Annotated in this window: 17 protein-coding genes; 11 read left to right on the plus strand and 6 right to left on the minus strand. The window is 64.9% G+C overall.

Annotated elements, in window-relative coordinates:
- The first annotated feature begins 131 nt into the window (after positions 1-131).
- Both KMZ29_RS09965 and KMZ29_RS09970 read left to right on the plus strand, forming a co-directional pair.
- Complete coding sequence (locus KMZ29_RS09965; RefSeq protein ID WP_215623535.1) at positions 132-2441, plus strand: xanthine dehydrogenase family protein molybdopterin-binding subunit; 2310 nt, start codon at positions 132-134, stop codon at positions 2439-2441.
- 112 nt (positions 2442-2553) lie between these two features.
- Entirely contained in the window at positions 2554-3003 is a 450-nt protein-coding gene (locus KMZ29_RS09970) for a c-type cytochrome (protein ID WP_215624213.1), read from the plus strand.
- A gap of 12 nt (positions 3004-3015) precedes the next feature.
- Here the strand turns inward: KMZ29_RS09970 and KMZ29_RS09975 are convergent.
- A protein-coding gene (locus KMZ29_RS09975; protein ID WP_369810020.1) for an IS630 family transposase occupies positions 3016-3955 on the minus strand; the annotation gives its coding sequence in 2 pieces (ribosomal slippage) (positions 3016-3618 and positions 3620-3955; 939 coding nt in all).
- Between the two features lie 192 nt (positions 3956-4147).
- On the minus strand, positions 4148-4573 hold the full coding sequence (locus KMZ29_RS09980) for a CHRD domain-containing protein (RefSeq protein WP_215623536.1): 426 nt from the start codon (positions 4571-4573) through the stop codon (positions 4148-4150).
- Between the two features lie 263 nt (positions 4574-4836).
- Here KMZ29_RS09980 and KMZ29_RS09985 point away from each other — a divergent pair, with 263 nt between their 5' ends.
- Positions 4837-5727 carry a c-type cytochrome gene (locus KMZ29_RS09985; RefSeq protein ID WP_249779885.1) on the plus strand — a complete coding sequence of 297 codons (891 nt, stop codon included), beginning with the start codon at positions 4837-4839 and terminating at the stop codon, positions 5725-5727.
- 28 nt (positions 5728-5755) lie between these two features.
- Here the strand turns inward: KMZ29_RS09985 and KMZ29_RS09990 are convergent, their stop codons facing one another.
- A complete protein-coding gene (locus KMZ29_RS09990) occupies positions 5756-6916 on the minus strand; it encodes a TAXI family TRAP transporter solute-binding subunit (protein ID WP_215623538.1) in 1161 nt (386 codons plus the stop codon).
- A 213-nt stretch (positions 6917-7129) separates the two neighbouring features.
- Positions 7130-7375 (minus strand): Lrp/AsnC ligand binding domain-containing protein, encoded by a 246-nt coding sequence (locus KMZ29_RS09995; RefSeq protein ID WP_027541873.1) that lies wholly within the window; start codon positions 7373-7375, stop codon positions 7130-7132.
- 203 nt (positions 7376-7578) lie between these two features.
- On the opposite strand from KMZ29_RS09995, the gene thiD reads away from it, so the two are divergent.
- The 7 genes from thiD (at position 7579) to KMZ29_RS10030 (ending at position 15782) form a co-directional block, all read left to right on the plus strand.
- Complete coding sequence (gene thiD / locus KMZ29_RS10000) at positions 7579-8379, plus strand: bifunctional hydroxymethylpyrimidine kinase/phosphomethylpyrimidine kinase (protein WP_215623539.1); 801 nt, start codon at positions 7579-7581, stop codon at positions 8377-8379.
- Between the two features lie 736 nt (positions 8380-9115).
- Positions 9116-10492, plus strand: coding sequence for a group II intron reverse transcriptase/maturase (gene ltrA, locus KMZ29_RS10005; RefSeq protein ID WP_369810021.1), 1377 nt, complete (start codon positions 9116-9118; stop codon positions 10490-10492).
- A 204-nt stretch (positions 10493-10696) separates the two neighbouring features.
- On the plus strand, positions 10697-11797 hold the full coding sequence (locus KMZ29_RS10010) for a transposase (protein ID WP_215623540.1): 1101 nt from the start codon (positions 10697-10699) through the stop codon (positions 11795-11797).
- A gap of 382 nt (positions 11798-12179) precedes the next feature.
- Positions 12180-12836 carry a class I SAM-dependent methyltransferase gene (locus KMZ29_RS10015; protein WP_215623541.1) on the plus strand — a complete coding sequence of 219 codons (657 nt, stop codon included), beginning with the start codon at positions 12180-12182 and terminating at the stop codon, positions 12834-12836.
- A 56-nt stretch (positions 12837-12892) separates the two neighbouring features.
- Positions 12893-13690, plus strand: a complete 798-nt coding sequence (locus tag KMZ29_RS10020; RefSeq protein ID WP_215623542.1) for a UDP-2,3-diacylglucosamine diphosphatase — start codon at positions 12893-12895, stop codon at positions 13688-13690.
- A complete protein-coding gene (locus tag KMZ29_RS10025; protein ID WP_305855092.1) occupies positions 13690-14745 on the plus strand; it encodes a glycosyltransferase family 4 protein in 1056 nt (351 codons plus the stop codon). Before KMZ29_RS10020 ends, KMZ29_RS10025 begins: the two co-directional genes overlap by 1 nt.
- Before the next feature lie 53 nt (positions 14746-14798).
- Complete coding sequence (locus tag KMZ29_RS10030; protein WP_215623543.1) at positions 14799-15782, plus strand: threonine/serine dehydratase family protein; 984 nt, start codon at positions 14799-14801, stop codon at positions 15780-15782.
- A 9-nt stretch (positions 15783-15791) separates the two neighbouring features.
- On the opposite strand, the gene KMZ29_RS10035 is transcribed toward KMZ29_RS10030, so the two are convergent.
- Positions 15792-16913, minus strand: a complete 1122-nt coding sequence (locus tag KMZ29_RS10035) for a hypothetical protein (protein WP_215623544.1) — start codon at positions 16911-16913, stop codon at positions 15792-15794.
- Between the two features lie 75 nt (positions 16914-16988).
- Between KMZ29_RS10035 and KMZ29_RS10040 the strand changes: the two genes are divergently transcribed.
- Complete coding sequence (locus KMZ29_RS10040) at positions 16989-18188, plus strand: MFS transporter (protein WP_215623545.1); 1200 nt, start codon at positions 16989-16991, stop codon at positions 18186-18188.
- Here KMZ29_RS10040 and dgcA read toward each other — a convergent pair.
- Complete coding sequence (dgcA, locus tag KMZ29_RS10045) at positions 18158-19153, minus strand: N-acetyl-D-Glu racemase DgcA (protein ID WP_215623546.1); 996 nt, start codon at positions 19151-19153, stop codon at positions 18158-18160. The genes KMZ29_RS10040 and dgcA overlap by 31 nt on opposite strands.
- Positions 19154-19227 lie beyond the last annotated feature (74 nt).

The following is a 19227-nucleotide window of genomic DNA, read 5'->3' on the forward strand; positions in this document are numbered from 1 at the left end:
TTGTCGGCTGATTGCAGCGCAACCGGGGGCTGAGCTTGCTTCGGGCCGCGAATTCCCGGCTGAAAGCGGTTTGCGCTGGCAGCAGAACCGCTGCAATATGCGCCGCCTTTCATTTGTAACCCGGAGATACGATGGCTGCTCCCATCAAGTTCGGCATCGGTCAAAGCGTCGTTCGCAAGGAGGACGACGCGCTGATTCGCGGCAAAGGCCGCTACACCGACGATCACGCGCCGCAGGCCTCGATGCATGCGCTGGTGCTGCGTTCGCCTCATGCGCACGCGAAATTCACCATCAACGCCACCCGCGCCAGGAGCCTGCCGGGCATCGGTGCGATCCTGACGGCGGAAGACGTCAAGGACCTCGGCGGCCTTCCCTGCCTGTTCAACCTGGAAGTCAATCCGTTCACCGGCCCGCTTTATGCGATTCTCGCGCGCGATGTGGTGCGCCACGTCGGCGATGCCGTGGCCTTCGTGGTCGCGGACACGGTGGATCAGGCCCGCGACGCGATCGAGGCCATCGAGGTCAACTGGACGCCGCTGCCGGCCACGATCGGCGTGGCCAATGCGGTGAAGAAGGGCGCGCCGCAGGTCTGGCCCGAGCATCCGGGCAATGTGCTGTTCGACGTTCCGATCGGCGACAAGAAGGCGACCGAGGCGGCGTTCGCGAAGGCGCATGCGGTGGCCGAAATATCGATCGTCAATCCGCGGGCGGTGATCAACTTCATGGAGACGCGCGCGGCGGTCTGCGAATACGACGCCAAGCGGGACCATCTGACGCTCACGGTCGGCAGCCAAGGCAGTCACCGGCTGCGCGATATCCTGTGCCAGAACGTGCTGAAAATTCCGGTCGAGAAGATGCGGGTGATCTGCCCGGATGTCGGCGGCGGCTTCGGCACCAAGCTGTTTCCCTATCGCGAATATGCGCTGATCGCGGTCGCCGCGCGCCGGCTGCGCCGTACCGTCAAATGGACGGCCGATCGCTCCGATCATTTCATGGGCGACGCGCAGGGCCGCGACAACGTCACCACGGCGCGGATGGCGCTCGCCGAGGACGGCAAGTTCCTCGGCATGGACGTCGATCTGATGGGCGACATGGGCGCCTATCTGTCGACCTTCGGCCCCTACATTCCGCATGGCGGCGCCGGCATGCTGCCCGGTCTCTACGACATCCAGGCCTTCCATTGCCGGGTCCGCACCGTGTTCACCCACACCGTGCCGGTCGATGCCTATCGCGGCGCCGGACGCCCCGAAGCCGCGTATGTCGTCGAGCGGCTGGTCGACGCCGCCGCGCGCAAGCTCGGGATGACGCCGGACGCCATCCGCCGCAAGAATTTCATCTCGCCCCGCGCGATGCCCTACAAGACCGCGACCGGCAAGGTCTACGATTCCGGCGACTTCACCGCGCATATGAAGCGGGCGATGGAAATCGCCAACTGGAAGGAATTTCCCAAGCGCGCCAAGGCCGCGAAGAAGCAGGGTCTGGTGCGCGGCATCGGACTGGGCACCTATGTCGAGGTCTGCGGCACCATGGGCGAGGAGACCGCCAATGTGGCGCTCGATCCCGATGGCGGCGTCACCATCCTGATCGGCACGCAATCGAGCGGGCAGGGCCACCAGACCGCCTATGCGCAGATCGTCGCCGAGCAGTTCGGACTCTCGCCGGATCGCGTTCGCACCTTGCAGGGCGATACCGACAAGATCGCCACCGGTCTGGGCACCGGCGGTTCGGCGTCGATTCCGACCGGCGGCGTCAGCGTCGAGCGCGCCACCCGCACGCTGGGTGCGAATTTGCGCGAGATCGCCGCCGAGGCGCTGGAAACCAGCGCCGGCGACCTCGAGATCAGCGGCGGCATCGTGCGGATCGCCGGCACCGACCGTTCGATCACCTTCGCCGATCTCGCCAGGCGGCCGGGCGTCGACCCGTCGAAGCTGAAGGCCAGCGCCACCTTCACCAGCGCCGATGGCACCTTCCCCAACGGCACTCACCTTGCCGAAGTGGAGATCGACCCTGCCACCGGCATCATCAGGATCGTCAACTACGTGATCGTCGACGACTTCGGGGTGACACTGAATCCGCTGCTGCTCGCCGGTCAGGTTCACGGCGGCGCAATGCAGGGGATCGGCCAGGCCCTGATGGAACACGCGGTCTATGATCCCAAGAGCGGCCAGCTCGTGACCGGCACGCTGATGGACTACGCGCTGCCGCGCGCCACCGATGGTCCGTCATTCGTGTTCGAGACCCGCAACGTCCCCTGCAAGACCAATCCTTTGGGAGTGAAGGGCGCGGGCGAGGCGGGCGCGATCGGCTCCTGCCCGGCGGTCGTCAATGCGATCATCGACGGGCTGTGGCGCGAATACAAGATCGACCACATCGACATGCCGGCCACCCCCGAGCGGGTCTGGATCGCGATCCGCGAGCATCAGCGCCGGCATAGTCTCTGACATTTTGTCGCGTCGCGGGAATGAAAATCCGGGCGCGGGGTTGGGCCATAGTCAGCGCAGTTCGCCGACGGCGGACTGGCGCGCTCAAAGCAGGGGGATTCGACTGATGATGATGCGAACTGTCGTGGTGGTGGTGGGAACGTTGTTGCTCGGAGTTGGCGCTGTCACGGCGCAACAGGACCTGGTCACCAAAGCCCAGAACGTCATGAAGGCCAACGGAAAGAACTTGGGCGGCGTTTTGGGCCCCATGTTCAAGGGCGAAAAGCCCTACGATCAGGCCGCGGTCGATGCCGCTCTCGCGCAGCTCGACGACACCGCCAAGAAGCTTCCGACCATGTTCCCCGCCAGCATCAAGGGTCTGAAGCCGGAGGGCGATTACAGCTCCTCGCCCAAGATCTGGGAAGACAAGGCCGGCTTCGACGCCAGGATCGCCAGCTTCGCCAAGGTGGTGAGCGAGGCCAAGGCCAAGATCAAGGATCTCGACTCGCTGAAAGCGAATTTCCCCGGCATCGGCAAGGAATGCGGCGGCTGCCACGAGACCTTCCGCCTCAAGAACGGCTAAAGCGTGATGGCATTAGGTTCGATAGCCTGAATTTTTGAGGTAGTTGGCGCATTCTTGGGGTGTGAAGGCGTTGAGCAACTGACTGATTACGGCGCAGACCGCATCGACGGTTCGCGCGGCGGCCTTTCGGAGCAGATGTTTGAGCTTGGCAAAGACCTGTTCGATCGGGTTCAGGTCGGGTGAGTATTTGGGCAGAAAGAACAGCTTGGCACCGGCAGAACGGATGAGCTGACGCACGCTCTTGCTTTTGTGGCTGCCGAGATTGTCCATGACGACGATGTCGCCGGGCCGCAGGGTCGGCAGGAGAGCCTTTTCGACATAGGTCCGAAAGCTCTCGCCATCGATCGGTCCCTCGATGAACCATGGCGCATCGATCCGGTCATGGCGCAGGGCCGCCAGGAAGGTCATGGTCTTCCAGCGCCCGTGGGGAACCTTGGCGGGCAGTCTGCGCCCGCGCAGTGCCCATCCCCGCAAGGGAGCCATATCGGTCCGGGTCCAGGTCTCGTCGATGAAGACCAGCCGCTCAGCTTCGACGCGACCTTGATACTTTGTCCACTGGGACCGCCGCCGCGCCACGTCGGGACGATCGCGCTCGCCAGCCACCACGCTTTTTTTTGAAGCTGAGCTTCTCGGCATGCACGAAGTCCCACACCGAGTGGTAGTCGACCTTCAGGCCGCGTCCGGCGAGTTCGGCAACGAGCCCGCGTATGGTGAAATCGCTGTCCCTGAGCCGCTGCGACAGCCAGACCGCGTGGTCTCCCGAAATTGCTTTCGGCTTGTGGCCACCCATCTGGCCAGGCTCAACGCTGCCGGTCTCCTCGACCCGCTGCATCCAGCCGATGGCCGTGCTGATCGCGACCCCAAACCGCTTGGCGGCCTGATTGCGGGACATCCCTCCCTCAATTGCCGTCACGACACGCTTGCGCAAATCCAGAGAGTAAGGCTTGCCCATACATGCTGGCCTCCTAACCCAGCCTGCATGGTGAATCAGAAACACGCTGATTTGGGAATCCCAAATCGATTCAACCTAACCCCATCCCGCTTTAGTCCGGGCTTGAGCGAACAAAGGGCGGACGCTTGCGGCGTCCACCCTTCTTCGTACTCTCGCGTACGAAATTTACTTGGTCACCGCGGGTGCGAAGACTTACTTCGTCACCTGACCGCGGATTTCGCCGGCCGGATTGGCTGCGGTGTGGATGTTGATGTAGTATTTGCCGGCCATCAGGTCGGCGGCCTGGGCGTCGGTCAACGTGGCGCTGCCTTCGACCGGGCTCGCGGCGGCATTGGGGATCGCCAGTGCGACGCCGCCGTTGGCGCCGGCTGCGGCGGGGCCGTGGAAATGCGCGGCAGTCGCCGGCCCGGAAAGCCCCGAATAGGTCAGCTTCCAGCTCAGCTTCTTGGTGGCGGCGTCGTAGTCGAGGTCGGCGGTGCCTTTTCCGGCAGAGGTGGTGGCGGGGACCTCGGCTTTTCCGTCGAGGGTCGCTTTCAGCTTCTCGGCAAAGGCGGGTCCGGCAATGGCGACGGCTGCGCCCAGAGCAAGGGTGGCAAGCATGGTCCTGGTCTTAGACATGGTTTTCTCCCTGTTGACGCGAGGCGGTAGTGCCAGTTTCAACCGCGGGATTCCGGTATTATTCCCGCAGGCTTGCTCCAACGCCCTAAATTTTCCGGCAGCTTATGGCCGCAATACCGGCCATACTAGCCAACAGATTCAGGCGGTTGATGACGGATCGGTGAATGCTGCGGCGAATTTTCCCAACTGTTATTTTCCCAAGTCTTATCTTCTCAAGTCCTGTTTTCCTTGGCCTTGTCGTCACCGCCGTCATTGGCTGCGCGATGTTCTGGTGGCTGACGATCCCGGCGGTCGTCGCTTCGAATGTGTTGCCCGCTTACACGCCGAATTCGGCCAACGGCCTCACAACGTTCAACGCCGGCGGATGTTCCTCCTGCCACGCCGTGCCCGGCCAGCCCGATCGCCTGAAACTCGGCGGCGGCCTTGCCATCCCGTCGCCGTTCGGGACGTTCCGCGTGCCCAACATCTCGCCCGACCCTGCCGACGGCATCGGGCGATGGACCGAGGCGGAATTTGTCACGGCCATGCTCGAGGGTACTTCGCCCGCGGGCAGGCATTACTTTCCGGCGTTTCCTTATGCGTCTTACAGGCACGCGAAGGTCGAAGATGTCCGCGATCTCTTTGCCTACCTGAAGACGCTGGCGCCGGTGTCCGGCAAGGCGCCCGATCATGATGTGCCGTTTCCATTCAATGTCAGGCGCAATGTCGGGATCTGGAAATTTCTGTTCATGGACGGCAAGCCGTTCGCGCCGGATCCGGCGCGTTCGGCGCAATGGAATCGCGGTGCCTATCTGGTGAACGGCCTCGGCCATTGCGCGGAGTGTCACAGCCCGCGCAATTTTCTCGGCGGCATCGTCGCGGCGCAGCGCCTCGCGGGCGGACCGAATCCCGAAGGCGAGGGCTGGGTGCCAAACATCACGCAAAAGCGGCTTGGCGAGTGGGGCGCGAAGGACTTCGCCTATTTCCTCGAGACCGGGCAGACGCCCGAAGGCGACACCGCCGGCGGATCGATGGCGCGCGTGATCAGGAACACCTCGCAACTCAAGCCTGAGGATCGCGCGGCGATGGCCGAATACCTGAAGTCGCTGCCGCCGGTGGAGGGACCGCCGCGGCCGAAGAAGGCGACGAAATCCCAGAGCCCCGATTCTGGCTGAACCAGAATCGGGGTTCTCGGCCGCATCGCTAGAACGTATTCACCAAGCCGGCCTTGGCGAGCGCCGCCTTGCGCGCGCTCATCCACTCCTCGGCGAATTTTGCCGGATCGGCCGACGGGCTGCCCTTGTTGAAGTCCGTCCACGCCGCGGCCAAAATCTCCTGCCGCTTGAACAGCGCGTTGTTGTGCTTCTCCTGGTCGTCGCTCCAGGCACCGGCTTCCTTCAGCGCCTTGACGGCGCCCTTGTGCACCGGCACCGCCCAGTTCTTGGTCTGCCCCTTCACCGCAAGCCCGCTGGCGCCCGGCGCGCCGTCCTTGTATCCGTCATAGCCTTCGATCAGCGCCTTGGTCAGCATGTAGACCTCGTTCTCGGCCTGGCTGCCGTAGACCGTGTAGATCGGATACGGATAGGTGCCGATCTCGATCGGCTTGTCCTTGGAAAATTCGCTGCCGGCGCCGCAGGTGGCTTTGTGCTCGGTGAAGAACGGCCCGACCTTGCGCACGCGATCCCAGCCCGCCTTGTCGGAGTGCGGCAGGGGAGGCCAGACGATACCGCGCGGCGAGGTTTGCAGCTCCTTGGCGGGCCCGGCGATGGTCGAACCGAACATCGCATCGACGTCGTTGTTGTTGGCGCCTTTCCACATCGCGTTGTTGCTGGCGAATTCGACGATCTTGACATCCTTGGCCGTCAGACCGGCAAACGCCAGCATCGCCAGTGCATTCTGGTTGAGCGCGGGCGAGCCGACGACGAAGCCGACGCGCTTGCCCTTCAGCTCCGCCAGAGTCTTCACCCCGACGTCGCCGGCGACCGCCAGCGAAAGGCCGTTGCAGTCGACTGAACTCAGGGTGATCTGGACCGCCTGCGGTCCCCATTCCCGCGTCGCGAATTCGAAAACGCCTTCCTGCGAGAAATAGACGCCGGCGCCCATCGCCGAGATGACCGCGCGGTTGAGGCGCAGAGGCTGCAGGCGGGCGACGTCGTTGCCGGCGGGCAGGACGCGTGCGTCCGTGCCGTACTTGTCCTTGAACATCTTGCCGATCGCGACGGTGATGTTGAATCCGGACGTGCCGGTGTCATAGGCCGTCATCGTCACGCTTGGCGGCAATTTCACCTGCGCGACCGCAGTCGATGTCGCAACCGCAGTTCCGGCCAGTGCAATGGCCGCAAGCCTGATTATCGGATTGATCATTCCATTCCTCCCTTTGCGGCTGACGTTGCAGCCTTGAGACGCTTTGTCGCCGATGCTTCCTCGCCCGCAAGGGACGCCGGCTGCCACAGGCTCGTGTAGTGGAATGAATGCTCGCGGATTTCCGGCCTTCCCGCAAGGCGGAAGCGAAGCGGGGGATATTGATCCGCGCCGAGAAGTACCCCGCAACATCGCGGTGCCGGCGTCAGCGGCGTCCTAGCCTGGGCCGAACGCCTTGAAGGTGATGATGGTATGGGTGTCCTGGATGCCGGGAATGACCTGCACCTTCTCGTTGACGAAATGGCCGATGTCGGTGTCGTTATCGACGTAGAACTTGACCAGCAGGTCATAATCGCCGGCGGTGGAATATATCTCCGAGGCGATCTCGGCCTCGGCGAGCGCATTGGCGACGGCATAGGATTGGCCGAGCTTGCATTTGAACTGTACGAAAAAGGGAACCATCGCTGTCGTCTCCGAAAGGCGTCTCGTTGGGGCCAATATAGCGTTTTCAAGCGAAGTGGATACCGGTTCGCGTCAAGAAAACACAGCTGCTGGAAAGAGCCAAATTCAAGGGCTCATAGCAAGCGAACTTGCTGGTCGTGGCACGTCGGGTTAGGACAATCGATGCCCATGCCGGATTGCCTGAAATTCCCGCGAGCCGAACCATGACGATCCCGATTGCGCTTACCATCGCCGGCTCGGATTCCTCAGGCGGCGCCGGTATCCAGGCCGACCTGAAGAGCTTTGCCGCGCTCGGCGTCTACGGCGCCTCCGTCATCACCGCCCTGACCGCGCAGAACACGCGCGGGGTGACCGGTATTCATCAGGTGCCGGCCGATTTCGTCAGCGCGCAGATCGACGCGGTATTTGGCGATCTCGAGGTCAGGGCCGTCAAGATCGGGATGGTGGCGGAGCTTGCGGTCATCGACGCCATCGCCACGGGGCTGAAGAAGTGGTCGCCGCAACACATCGTGCTCGATCCCGTAATGGTCGCGACCTCGGGCGACCGCCTGCTGGCCGCGGACGCGGTCGAAGGCTTGCGGACCAAACTTATTCCGCTGGCCTCGCTGATCACGCCCAATTTGCCGGAAGCCGCCGCGCTCTTGAACGAGCCGCTCGCCGCCGGCGAGGCCGTGATCGAGAGCCAAGGCCAACGGCTGTTGGCGATGGGCTGTCCCGCGGTGCTGATCAAGGGCGGCCACGGGCAGGGCGCCGAGAGCATCGATTATCTCGTCAGGGATAGCGGTGTCATCGCGCTCGCGGCGCCGCGCATCACCACCGGCAACACCCACGGCACCGGATGCTCGCTGTCCTCCGCCATCGCGGCCGGCCTTGCGAAAGGCGAAGACCTGGAAACCGCGGTGCGCCACGCCAAGGCCTGGGTCAGCGCCGCAATCGCCGCCGCCGACCGGCTCGGCGTAGGCCACGGCCACGGCCCGATCCATCATTTTCACCGGTTTTATTAGACTCTCGTCCTGCGTGTCGTCCCCGAACGCGGGATTGCGGTGACAGCACTGTCACCGTAATGCTGTCACCGTAATGCTGTCACCGTAATGCGGGCGCCATGCGCCGCGAGATCGCGAAGCTGTTTGAACGTCATTGCCTGCGACAAACGCGAAGCGTTTGCGCAAGGGAGCGAAGCGACGAAGCAATCCAGCTTCATTCCTGCTGCGACAATGGATTGCTTCGCGGAGCCTGTCATCGGGCGCGCGTTCGCGCGACCCGTTGGCTCGCAATGACGGTTCCGAAGCCGCGCCACACCCACAACTGTCATCACCCGCGAAAGCGGGTGATCCAGTATGTGCGCCCGGCATGGGCATTGACTTGGAGGTGAAAGTCCTCCCGTGAGCTGGTCACAGCGAGCGAAGGGAAACGCAGAGCGTCGGGCCGTGAGGACGGCGTGAAGGAAGCGTGGAACGAAGCTGCGGGCCGACGAACAGGAACCGGATAGAAGGCGGAGCCGAGCAGGGCGAGCGGGCATACGGCCGCGAAGCTCTCGTGACCAAGGCGAGGCGACGTAGATCCGGCGGTCGTGCAGCGAAGGCCGATGTTCTTACCCGGGGAGATCTCGCCTTGTGCCTGAAAGGGCGACGATGGCCGAAAGGCCGGCGGAGCGAGAAGTCAGCAGAGGCCATAGTAGTTCTGCCGAAGCCTTGGCGACGGCATGACGAAGGGCCAAACGATGGGAAGGGCGAGACGCCCATGGGCCTCGGGGGAATTATGCCACGGAAGTCGGATGAAGATCCGAGCGCTCGAACGGCCAATGCGGTGAAGCCGCAGGGGTCGGACGGACGTGTGGAAGCGCCCCTGACTGGCAGTGGAAACGAGTGCCTGGGAAGTAACGACCTGATGGAGCGGGTGTGCGAACGCCCAAACCTTCAGGCCGCATTGAAGCGCGTTCGACAGAACGCGGGAAGTTGCGGCATCGACGGGATGACGGTCGAAGAGCTGCCCGGCTATCTGCGCGTGCACTGGCCGCGTTTGCGCGAGGAACTGCTCGCCGGACGCTACCAGCCGCAGCCGGTGAGACGGGTGGCGATTCCCAAGCCCGGCGGGGGCGAGCGTGAGCTCGGCATCCCGACGGCGCTCGACCGGTTCATCCAGCAGGCCCTGCTGGGTGTCCTGCAACCGCTGTTCGACCCGACCTTCTCGGATGCGAGCTACGGCTTCCGGCCCGGACGGAGTGCGCACGACGCGATACGTCGCGCGCAAGCCTACGTGCAGGAAGGTCGGAGCTTTGTCGTGGACATCGACCTGGAGAAGTTCTTCGACCGGGTCAACCACGACCTCCTGATGGGGAGGTTGACCAGACGGATCGCGGACCGTCGGGTGCTGCGGCTGATCCGCCGCTACCTCAACGCGGGCGTGCTCGCCGACGGGGTGGTGATCGGGCGGGAGGAAGGCACGCCGCAAGGCGGCCCACTCTCGCCGCTGTTGGCCAACGTGCTGTTGGACGAAATCGACAAGGAGCTGGAGCGAAGGGGCCATACCTTCGTCCGCTACGCCGACGATCTGAACGTCTATGTTCGGACGCAGCGTTCGGGCGAGCGGGTGATGGCCTCGCTGCGCAAGCAGTTCGGAAAGCTGAAGCTCCGCGTCAACGAGGCCAAGAGCAAGGTGAGGCGTGCCACGGCATCGAAGTTCCTCGGCTTCTCCTTCTGGACAGGCAGAGGGCGGACGATCCGGCGGCGCGTCGCTCCACCGGCCATCAAGCGCATGAAGGAGCGTGTGCGGGAACTGACCCGGCGCAGTGCCGGACGAAGCCTCGCGCAGACGTGCAAATCGCTTGGGGTGTATCTGACCGGGTGGAAAGGCTACTTCCGCCTCGCAGAGACACCTGGGGTGTTTGCCGACATCGATGCCTGGGTCCGTCATCGCCTGCGGGCGGTGCAGCTCAAGCACTGGAAACGGGGTCGGGTTATCTACCGCGAGATGATCGCACGGGGGGCATACCCGGCCGCGGCCAGACGAGCAGCCGCCAACAGCAGACGCTGGTGGCGCAACTCGGCGATCGCGCTCAACACGGTGCTGCCGAATGACCTCTTCAAACGATTGGGAGTCCCAAAACTTGCCAGTTGACCTCAACCCGTCGAACCGCCCGGTGCGGACCCGCATGCCGGGTGGTGTGGCAGGGGACGCGGAGACAAACCTCCACGCCCCTATGCCGATTCCAGAGACGTCAGTGATTGAACCGATAAGCCGCGGCGTACTGGTTCCCCCGCATGCGCGCATAGGCGTTAAAATAGACTTGTGGCGTGGAATCGCGTGTGATTCATCAATTGGATGATGCACGAATCGCTTGTGAACGAAGATTGGCAGAGCATTGTTGCCCGGCTTGGCGGGGCGAAGGCGCTTAATGAGAGCGCGCGCGAGACGAAGGCTTTTCTGCGCCCGCGCGAGATCAAGGATGCGGTTGATCTGCTACGCATGATCTTGGCGTATTGCCTGGGAGAACGAGGCTTGCGCCTGACCGCGGCGTGGGCTGCGTCAGTTGGATTGGTCGACATCTCCGGCGTTGGCTTGCTGTACCGGCTCCGTCAGTGCGGCGATTGGCTCGAGCTGCTGATCGGCAAGGTGCTGAGTAGCGCCGCACCGAAGGCGAGCCGAGGTCGACTAATCCGCATCGTTGATGCGACCACGGTGCCGAAAGCCGGAGCGGCGGCCAAGAAGAATAGCCAGTTGTGGCGCATTCACAGCGCCTTCGATCTTCCGCATGAGCGCTTTGGCCACTTCGAGCTCACCGATCAGAAGGAAGGCGAGAGGCTCGACCGCATCCCTGTCGTCAAGGGCGAGATACGCATCGCCGATCGTGCCTACCTTCAGCCTGAACGAATGGCCACTGTTCTCGGTCGTGGGGCCGATGTCCTGATCCGGGCCGGATGGAAGAGTGCGCGCTGGCTCGACGCCAAGGGTAATCTGTTTGATCTCATCGCCGCTTTGCGCAAGGCTTCAGCGCGCGGGCTGATCGATCAGCCGATTTGGGTTGGACGCAAAGGCGGTGCTGCGCTCGCCTTGCGGCTGGTCGCCATCAAGAAGCCGCCGGAAGCAGCCGCCGAGGCGCGCCGCAAGGCTCACCGGGATGCTCAGCGAGAGGGCTATCAACTATCGAAGCAAGCCCTTGCCGCCGCAGACTGGGTTATCCTGATCACCTCGCTCAGTCCTGATGACTTCACGACCGACGACATCCTCGCGCTCTATCGCCTACGATGGCGCATCGAGCTCGGCTTCAAGCGGCTAAAAAGCCTAGTTGGCCTTAAGAGCCCGCCCGGCATAAATGCACGTTCCGCCAGACCCTACATCCTGGCCCACCTTCTCGTCATTCTTCTGCTCGAGCCGCTCGTTGAGCGGATCGAGGACTCTCCCCGCTTGGCCGAGGCCGCTTGACCCGGCCAGGCCTGTGGCGGACGATGCAGCAGCTCGTTGCTTCCCTGTTGCAAGCCATCATCCCTCAGCCGACATTCGCTGCTCTACAGCGATGCAAAGCCGCCATCCGGCGGCATCTTCACGAGCCACCTAGAAAAAAGCGTCGCTACCAAACAATGGTCTCGCTACCTTAACGCCTATGCGCATGCGCGGGGGATGACGACTGTTGGGGTGGCGGACATCTTTGGCATCGACCAAAGCCGCTGCATATGGGTCTCGGATTGCGCTCGCTTGTCCAGGACGACGGGTGAAGAGAGGCCTGTCGCTCAATTGTCGTACGGCACTGTTATTTGCCATTCGAACGCACACCATTGATTCGTGTTTGCCCTCTTTCGGATGCCGCATGCAAAGCACCGATCTCGACCGCCGCATCGTTGAAACCGCCTATGCGCGGTGGGCGCCGATCTATGACGCGGTGTGCGGGCCGGTCATGGTGAATGGCCGCCGCGCGGCGGCGAAGGCGGCGCGCGCGACCGGCGGCAAGATTCTCGAAGTCGGCGTCGGCACCGGTCTGTCATTCGACGACTACGATGCGTCCACCGAGATCACCGGCATCGATCTTTCCGCGCCGATGCTGGCGAAGGCGCGCGAGAGAATGGCGAGCGGGCGCTATCCTTACGTGAAGGATGTGCGGCTGATGGATGCGCACCGGATGGCGTTTGCCGACGCGACCTTCGATTGCGTGGTGGCGCAGTTCGTCATCACGCTGGTGGCCCATCCCGAACAGGTGCTGTCCGAGTGCCACCGCGTGGTGAAGCCGGGCGGGCGGATCATCCTCGTCAACCATCTCTATTCGGAGAAAGGCGTCGCCGCTGCGGTCGAGCGATGGGCCGCGCAGCGCACCCGCGGGCTCGGCCTGCGGCCGGAATTTCCGTTCGCGCGATTGCAGGCATGGGCCCACGCCAACAACGACGCCATTCTGGTCGAGCGGCGCAAGGTGGCGCCGTTCGGGATCTACACGCTGGTTTGTTTCGAACGCGCGGTATCCTCGGCAGCCTAGACTGTCATCGCGCTGTCACGGAGTTCTGTTAGCTGCTCGCGCATGGGAATGACGCTATGAGTGAAGAGTTGCCGGACCGGCGCTTTCGCACTTTGTTTATCTCCGACGTCCATCTCGGAGCACGCGGCTCGCAAGCCGGCCAGTTGCTGGATTTCCTCCGCTGCCATGACGCCGAGACCATCTATCTGGTCGGCGATATCGTCGACGGCTGGGCGCTGCAGTCGAGCTGGTACTGGCCGCAATCGCATAACGACTTCGTGCAGAAGCTGCTGCGCAAGGCGCGCAAGGGCGCCAAGATCGTCTATGTGCCCGGCAACCACGACGAGTTCCTGCGCAACTACTACGGCACGCATTTCGGCGGCATCGATGTCGTGGAAAACACCATCCATACCGGGGTCGACGGCCGGCGCTATCTGGTGATCCACGGCGATATCTTCGATCTCGTGGTGCAGAATGCGCGCTGGCTCGCCCATCTCGGCGACAAGGCCTACGATTTCGCGATCCGGATGAACCGCCTCGTCAACGCCTTCCGTCGCGCGTTCGGCGTGCCTTATTGGTCGCTGTCGCAATGGGCCAAGCTCAAGGTCAAGAATGCGGTCAATTACATCGGCGCCTTCGAACAGACGCTGGCCGCCGAGGCGCGGCGTCACGGCGCCGACGGCGTGATCTGCGGCCACATTCACTACGCCACCATCCGCGACGAGCATGACATCCGCTACATGAACTGCGGCGACTGGGTGGAGAGCTGCACCGCGCTGGCCGAGCACGAGGACGGCCGATTTGAAATCATCACCTGGACCGATCCGCTGCGGCGGACGGCCCCTGTCGCCGCCGTGGCGGCGCGCGCGGCCTGATGCGCGTCCTGGTTGCGACCGACGCATGGCATCCGCAGGTCAACGGCGTGGTGCGGACGCTGGCCATGACGGCGGAGGCGGCAAGGGCGCTCGGCGTCGATGTCAGCTTTCTCACGCCGCAATCGTTCCGCACCGTGGCATTGCCGAGCTACCCGGATCTGCGCCTGGCGTTGCCGTCTCCTGCGGCGATCGCCCGGCTGATCGGTGAAGCCCGGCCCGACAGCATCCACATCGCAACCGAAGGCCCGATCGGGTTGTTGACGCGACGCTATTGCCGGAAGCACGGATTGCCGTTCACGACCAGCTTTCACACCCGCTTTCCCGAATACATTTCCGCGCGGCTGCCGATCCCGGAGTCCTGGATCTGGGCGGCGCTACGCTGGTTCCACGGTGCGAGCCAGGCGGTGATGGCGGCGACGCCGGCGCTGGCCAGTGAATTGCGCGTGCGCGGCTTCCGTAACGTGGTGCTGTGGCCGCGCGGGGTCGACACCAGCCAGTTTCACCCGCGCGCGGTCGACCTCGGCCTGCCGCGCCCGGTCTTCCTCAGCGTGGGCCGCGTCGCGGTCGAAAAGAATCTGGAGGCGTTCCTCGGCCTCGATCTGCCCGGCACCAAATTGATCGTCGGCGACGGGCCGGCGCGCGCCGGCCTCGCCCGGAAATATCCGCAAGCGGTGTTCCTCGGCGCGCGGCAGGGCGAAGAACTGGCCGAGGTCTATGCGGGCGCCGACGTGTTCGTGTTCCCGAGCCGGACCGACACGTTCGGCCTGGTGCTGCTCGAAGCGCTGGCCAGCGGCCTGCCGGTCGCCGCGTTCCCGGTGACCGGGCCGCGCGATGTGATCGGTGCCGCGCCGGTCGGCTCCCTGAACGAGGATTTGCAGGTGGCGTGCCTGGCCGCGCTGGCGATTTCACCGCGGGCCTGCCGCGAATTTGCGGCCGGGCATAGCTGGGAAGCCTCGGCCCGCGCCTTCGTCGAAAATATCGCCCATGCCCGCTCGCTCGATCCGAAGGGCGAACCCGTACAATTTGCGGTGAAAGCGCCGCGTTTGATCGGCTGATCCCCAGTCAAGCGCCTTGCCCGGGCGTCGCGGTACGCGATACAAGTTGAGGGATGAACACTCAGATCCTGCCTGTCACGTCTGCGGATATCGATGCGGCGGCGCGCGTGCTGGCGCCGTTCGCGGTGCGGACGCCGCTGTTGTCGCCGCCGGTTCTCAGCGAACGCATGGGAACCCGGGTTTTCCTGAAGCCGGAAATGCTGCAGCGGACCGGCTCCTTCAAGTTCCGCGGCGCCTTCAACAAGATGTCGTCGATCCCGCCGGACAAACGCAGCGGCGGCGTGGTCGCATTCTCGTCCGGCAACCACGCTCAAGGCGTCGCGCACGCCGCGCAGATCCTGGGCATGCAGGCGACCATCGTGATGCCATCAGACGCGCCGCTCTCCAAGCGCGAACGCACCAAGGCCTTCGGCGCCGAGGTCGTGCTGTACGACCGCGACCGCGAGGACCGCGAGGCGATCGCCAACGGGATCGCCGAAAAGCGCGGCGCTACCTTGGTGCGGCCCTATGACGATCCGTTCGTGATCGCGGGCCAGGGCACCGTCGGCCGCGAAATCTGCGAGGACATGGCGGCGCTCGGCGTGGCCCCGGATATCGTGATCGCGCCCGCCTCGGGCGGCGGCCTGGTCGCCGGTGTCGCCACCGCGATCAAGGCGCGCTATCCGCAGGCCATGGTAATGTCGGGCGAACCCGAGGCTTTCGACGATCACGCGCGCTCGCTGCGCGCGGGCAGGCGCGAGCCGCACGCTTCCAAGGGCCGCACCATCTGCGATGCGCTGATGGCCTCGATCCCCGGCGAGATCACCTTTGCCATCAACAGCCGGCTGCTGGCGCAGGGCGTCACTGCTTCGGACGCCGAAGTCGGCACCGCGGTTGGATTTGCATTCCGTGAATTGAAGCTGGTGGTCGAGCCCGGCGGCGCGGTCGGGCTCGCGGCGCTGATGGCCGGCCGCATCGATATCGGCGGCAGGAACGTCGTGATCGTGCTGTCGGGCGGCAATGTCGACGCGGATATGTTCTCGCGCCTGATCAACTGATCCAAGAGGTCACGAGAAGAACGCGATCTTCTCGGCCTGACTCATGCGCCGGATCGGCGCGAACGGATCGCACGCCGTCATCTTGGGCCGTTGCAGGATGCCGCTGGCGATAAGTGTCGAGCCCAGAGAAGGCTCGGGTTCGGCGGAGGCTTCGGGCGAAGCCTGCAACGGGAGTTCAACGGCCTGCGGCTCCGCCGCGGCGGCGGCGATCGGCTCCGGTTCCTCGGCGACGACGATGGGATCGGCCGGCGCCAACTCCGCGACGTGAGTTTCGCCGGCATCCATCTCAAGCGCATCGTCGGCGTCGCAGGGATCTTCCGCAGCCATCTCAAGCGCGATCATGTCGAGGATCGCGTCGTCATGGGCATCGGCGGCTTCGTCCGTGATGACCTCGGCCTCGACCGTTGCGACCGCGGTCTCCGCGACCTCATCGAGCTGTGCTGCCGGGGACGTCATCGCGGCCTCGACGATGTCCTCCGCCATTGCCACCTCGGCGGCGGCGGACATTTCGGCTGTCGGGGCGGGAGCCGATGATGGGGCGGCTGCTTCGACGGTAGGCGCGGTGGCGGTCGGTGCGGTGGCGGTGTCGTCGTCACCGAGCTCCGCGATCCGCTCCGCGATCAGGTCGAAGGCGGCGCTCAGTTCCGTCCGGGGATCGATCGAGGCGATCTGTCCGCAGGCGCCTTCGATGGCGGCGACCTGGGAATCGAGGAGATCGCAGATCCGGCCGTCGGCGCCGATTTCCCGCCAGCGCCAGGAGATCTCGCGGATGATCCGGGCGCCCTTGCGGACCGGCGCAAGCTTGTCCTCGAGCGCCAGCCCGTCGAGCGCCGCAGCCGAGGCGCCCCGTGCCTCGTCCACCGCATTCCGGATGGCGGCGAGCGCCTCCGCAAGCCCGTTGTCGGGGGCCGGTTGCGGTTGCCGCTGGGCGGCGAGGCTGTCCTCGATCCGCGCCACCGCGTCGAGCACCATGCGGGTGTCGGCATTGCGGTTGCGCTTGGCGTATTCGCCGAGGAACCAGCGGCCCCGCGAGGTCTCCATGAACGCCTGGCTGATGGCGTCATAATCCTCCTCGCTCGGCTGCGCGGCGCGCGCCGAGATCGGGGACAGGGCAAATGCTTCATCAGCCATGCAAGACTCATCGCGCAAATGTCGGCGCGTTGCGTTAACGATCATCACGATATCGAGCGAATCGCAATTGAATTGATGCCGAGCGAATCACAAATCCCCACCGCATCTCAAGCGGCGTCCCGGCGATTCGCGACTCGGCTGGCGCTGTTTTACGGCACGCTGTTCGGCCTCGTCGGCACCCATCTGCCGTTCTTCACGGTGTGGCTCAAGGCGGTCGGCATCGATGCGTCGTGGATCGGGATCATCTCGGCGGTGCCGTCGGTGACGCGGTTCACGATACTGCCGTTCATCACCAGCCTGGCCGAAAGGCGTCGGGCGCTGCGCGGCGCCATGATGGTCGCGGCTTTCGCGACCGCGCTCGGATTCGCGGTAATCGGCACCCAGCATGTGCCGCTGGTGATATTCGCTGCCTATGCTGCCACTTGCTGCCTGTGGACGCCGATGACGCCGCTGACGGACGCCTATGCGCTGCGCGGCGTGGCGCGCTACGGCCTCAATTACGGGCCGCTGCGGCTGTGGGGCTCGGCGGCCTTCGTCGTCGGCGCGCTGGCCTGCGGGCTGCTGGTCGAGGTCATCGCGGCCAGGCACCTGATCTGGGTGATTGCGTCGGTGGCGGCGCTCGGCGCCCTCGTCAGCCTCGGGCTGCAGCCGCTCGGTCATCCGAAACCGGCCGCGGCGACGTCGCACGGAGCCAAGGCGCTGCTGCGCGATCGCGGCTTTCTCGCCATCATCGCGACGTCGGCGCTGATCCAGGGCAGCCACGCTGCCTACTACGTCTTCGCCTCCATCGCCTGGCAGCAGTCGGGATTGGGCGGGCTGACCATTGCCGGGCTGTGGTCGCTGGGCGTGCTCGCCGAGATCGTGGTGTTCGCGCTGTCGCCGCGGTTCAAGCTGCAGCCTTCGCTGCTGGTCGTGATCGCAGCATTCTGTGCCGTCGCCCGCTGGTCGATCACCGCGCAGGATCCGCCGATCGCGATCCTCGCCATCGTGCAACTGGCGCATGGCCTGACGTTCGGACTGACCATGGTCGGCACCATGAGCCTCTTGGTGCGCCACGTGCCCATTCATATGATGGCGCGGGCGCAGGGTTATCTGGCGGCCTGCACCGGCATCGTCAGTTCGGCCGCATCGATCTCGTCCGGCGTGATCTTCGCCCGCTACGGGCAGGGCGTCTACTACGTCATGGCCGCGATGGCGCTGTCAGGCGGCATCATCATGTGGCTGGCGCGGCACCGGCTTGCCGATCATCCCCACAACGCGGCCTCCGGCGGATAGACCAGGCTGCCGTCGTAGCGCAATCCGCCGTCGCGGTCGCGCGCCAGCAACAGGGGGCCATCGAGATCGACGAAGCGCGCCTGCGGCACCAGCAGCATCGCCGGCGCCATCGCCAGCGAGGTCGCGACCATGCAGCCGATCATGATCTGAAATCCCAGCGCCTGTGCGGCATCCGCCATGACCAGCGCTTCGGTCAGGCCGCCGGTCTTGTCGAGCTTGATGTTGACGGCATCATAGCGCTCGCGCAGTCCGTCGAGCGAGGCGCGATCGTGCACGCTCTCGTCGGCACAGACGGCCAGCGGCCGGCGGATGCGCGCCAGCGCCGCGTCCTGGCCGGCGGGCAGCGGCTGCTCGACCAGCGTGACGCCGGCTTGCGCGCAGTCGGCCAGATTTCGTTCGAGGCTGTCCGCCGTCCAGGCCTCGTTGGCGTCGACGATGAGTTCGGATTCGGGCGCGGCCTTGCGCACCGCCGCGATTCGCATTCCGTCGCCATCGCCGCCGAGCTTGATCTTGAGCAGCGGCCGGTGTGCCGCCTTGGCGGTCGCTGCCGCCATCGCCTCCGGCGAGCCCAGCGAGATGGTGTAGGCCGTGGTGCAGGGGCGAGGGGCGGGGCGCCCGAGCAGGGTCCAGATGCGCTGGCCGCTGGCCTTGGCCTCGAGGTCCAACAGTGCGCAATCCAGCGCGTTGCGGGCGGCGCCGGCGGGCATGGCGGCCTGCAGGGCCTGCCGGTCGAGGCCGCGCGCCATGGGCTCCTGCATCGCCTGCAGGGCGGCCAGCGTCGCCTCCGGGGTCTCGCCATAGCGCGGATAGGGCACGCATTCGCCCCGCCCGGTCAGGCCGTCGCGGCAGACCTCGGCCACGACCGTCACCGCCTCGGTCTTGGCGCTGCGGCTGATGGTGAAGGAGCCTGCGATCGGCCAGTGCTCGATTCTGGCGGAAAGGATTGGAGATTTGCTGGAAGTCATTTCAAAATCTGGCAATTTCTGAACCGTGAGCTTGCCCGGCGCAACCAATTATGGCTGGTTAGGGACACGTGTTC

This window comes from Bradyrhizobium sediminis (assembly GCF_018736085.1).
Lineage (GTDB): Bacteria > Pseudomonadota > Alphaproteobacteria > Rhizobiales > Xanthobacteraceae > Bradyrhizobium > Bradyrhizobium sediminis.

What these genes read in the sequence shown, in the direction of transcription:
- KMZ29_RS09965 (WP_215623535.1), top strand. Translation starts at nt 132, where the DNA reads ATGGCTGCTCCCATCAAGTTCGGCATCGGTCAAAGCGTCGTTCGCAAG.
- KMZ29_RS10035 (WP_215623544.1), bottom strand. Translation starts at nt 16,913, where the DNA reads ATGGCTGATGAAGCATTTGCCCTGTCCCCGATCTCGGCGCGCGCCGCG.
- KMZ29_RS09980 (WP_215623536.1), bottom strand. Translation starts at nt 4,573, where the DNA reads ATGTCTAAGACCAGGACCATGCTTGCCACCCTTGCTCTGGGCGCAGCC.
- KMZ29_RS10030 (WP_215623543.1), top strand. Translation starts at nt 14,799, where the DNA reads ATGAACACTCAGATCCTGCCTGTCACGTCTGCGGATATCGATGCGGCG.
- KMZ29_RS10015 (WP_215623541.1), top strand. Translation starts at nt 12,180, where the DNA reads ATGCAAAGCACCGATCTCGACCGCCGCATCGTTGAAACCGCCTATGCG.
- ltrA (WP_369810021.1), top strand. Translation starts at nt 9,116, where the DNA reads ATGGGCCTCGGGGGAATTATGCCACGGAAGTCGGATGAAGATCCGAGC.
- KMZ29_RS09990 (WP_215623538.1), bottom strand. Translation starts at nt 6,916, where the DNA reads ATGATCAATCCGATAATCAGGCTTGCGGCCATTGCACTGGCCGGAACT.
- KMZ29_RS10040 (WP_215623545.1), top strand. Translation starts at nt 16,989, where the DNA reads ATGCCGAGCGAATCACAAATCCCCACCGCATCTCAAGCGGCGTCCCGG.
- KMZ29_RS10025 (WP_305855092.1), top strand. Translation starts at nt 13,690, where the DNA reads ATGCGCGTCCTGGTTGCGACCGACGCATGGCATCCGCAGGTCAACGGC.
- dgcA (WP_215623546.1), bottom strand. Translation starts at nt 19,153, where the DNA reads ATGACTTCCAGCAAATCTCCAATCCTTTCCGCCAGAATCGAGCACTGG.
- thiD (WP_215623539.1), top strand. Translation starts at nt 7,579, where the DNA reads ATGACGATCCCGATTGCGCTTACCATCGCCGGCTCGGATTCCTCAGGC.
- KMZ29_RS09995 (WP_027541873.1), bottom strand. Translation starts at nt 7,375, where the DNA reads ATGGTTCCCTTTTTCGTACAGTTCAAATGCAAGCTCGGCCAATCCTAT.
- KMZ29_RS09985 (WP_249779885.1), top strand. Translation starts at nt 4,837, where the DNA reads ATGTTCTGGTGGCTGACGATCCCGGCGGTCGTCGCTTCGAATGTGTTG.
- KMZ29_RS09970 (WP_215624213.1), top strand. Translation starts at nt 2,554, where the DNA reads ATGCGAACTGTCGTGGTGGTGGTGGGAACGTTGTTGCTCGGAGTTGGC.
- KMZ29_RS10020 (WP_215623542.1), top strand. Translation starts at nt 12,893, where the DNA reads ATGAGTGAAGAGTTGCCGGACCGGCGCTTTCGCACTTTGTTTATCTCC.
- KMZ29_RS10010 (WP_215623540.1), top strand. Translation starts at nt 10,697, where the DNA reads ATGATGCACGAATCGCTTGTGAACGAAGATTGGCAGAGCATTGTTGCC.